The organism is Kitasatospora sp. NPDC091257 (genome assembly GCF_044757675.1).
Classification (GTDB): domain Bacteria; phylum Actinomycetota; class Actinomycetes; order Streptomycetales; family Streptomycetaceae; genus Kitasatospora; species Kitasatospora lactacystinica.
Genome location: NZ_JBIVVI010001646.1, coordinates 1 through 1,510 on the forward strand (window position 1 = coordinate 1; position 1,510 = coordinate 1,510).

A 1,510-nucleotide genomic window follows, 5' to 3' on the forward strand; every position below is an offset into this window, starting at 1 on the left:
GTCACCAGTCCGGGATGCGCCTCCCCGCGCACCAGGGCCGCCAGTGCCTCCGGTCCGGTCACCATGGCCCGGTGGGCGAACCGGGTCCGCGCGGCGAGCGCGGCGCCGATTCCGTCCGCGTCGGGGGCCTTGGCCGCATACGCCTGCAGCCTGCGGGCCTGGGCCCGGAGCGCCTGCTCGGACTTGGCCGACAGCAGCCACGGCACCGGCACGACGGCCGCGGGGGCGGACGTGGAAGCGGGATCGTGGGCAGCGGACTCGGGCGACGTCTTCTCGGCCGGCTCCGGGGCCGGTGCCTCAAGGATCACGTGCGCGTTGGTGCCACTGATGCCGAACGCCGACACGCCGGCACGGCGGGGACGCCCCGTCTCCGGCCACGGCCGGGCCTCGGTCAGCAGGGAGACACGGCCCGCCGACCAGTCGACGTGCGAGGTCGGCGCGTCGACGTGCAGCGTCGGCGGCAGTTCACCGTGCCGCATCGCCATCACCATCTTGATCACACCCGCCACACCGGCGGCGGCTTGCGTGTGGCCGATGTTCGACTTCACCGACCCCAGCCACAACGGCTCCACCCGGTCCCGGCCGTACGCCGCCAACAGCGCCTGCGCCTCGATGGGGTCACCGAGCGTCGTCCCCGTACCGTGCGCCTCCACCGCGTCCACCTCGGACGCCTCCAAGCCGGCGTTCGCCAGCGCCTGGCGGATGACGCGTTCCTGCGACGGGCCGTTGGGCGCGGTCAGGCCGTTGGACGCCCCGTCCTGATTGACCGCCGAACCCCGCACCACCGCCAGCACCTGATGGCCGTTACGGCGGGCGTCCGACAGCCGCTCCATGAGCACGACACCCGCGCCCTCACCCCACGCCGTACCATCAGCGGCCTCGGCGAACGCCTTCACCCGCCCATCGGCGGCGAGCCCCCGCTGGCGGGAGAAGTCGATGAAGGCGGCGGGCGTCGCCATCACCGTCACACCGCCGGCCAGGGCCAGCGAGCACTCCCCCGAACGCAGCGCCTGCGCCGCCAGGTGGATCGCCACCAGCGACGACGAGCACGCCGTGTCCACCGACACCGCCGGACCCTCCAGCCCCAGCAGGTACGACACCCGCCCGGAGGTCACACTCGTCGCCGTGCCGGTGGCCACATAGCCGTCCGCGTCGCGCGCGATCTGGTCCACTCCGCCCGCGTAGCCGGATGCCCAGATGCCGGTGAAGACGCCCGTCCGGCTGCCCCGCAACGACGCCGGATCGATCCCCGCGTCCTCGAACGTCTCCCACACCGTCTCCAGCAGCACCCGCTGCTGCGGATCCATCGCCAACGCCTCACGCGGCGAGATCCCGAAGAACGCGGCATCGAACCCCGCCGCGTCCGCGAGAAAACCACCCGACCGCGTGTACGACGTCCCGGGACCACCGGCCGGATCGTAGAGACGACCCACGTCCCACCCACGGTCCGACGGGAACTCCCCCACCGCCTCCACCCCACCGGACACCAAGTCCCACAGCTCCCGGGCAG

General features: G+C 73.2%; 1 protein-coding gene. It reads right to left on the reverse strand.

The window, feature by feature from the left end:
* Positions 1–1,510, reverse strand: a 1,510-nt coding sequence (locus ACIQOV_RS40985) for a type I polyketide synthase (protein ID WP_401056171.1), incomplete at both ends; no start/stop codon positions are given.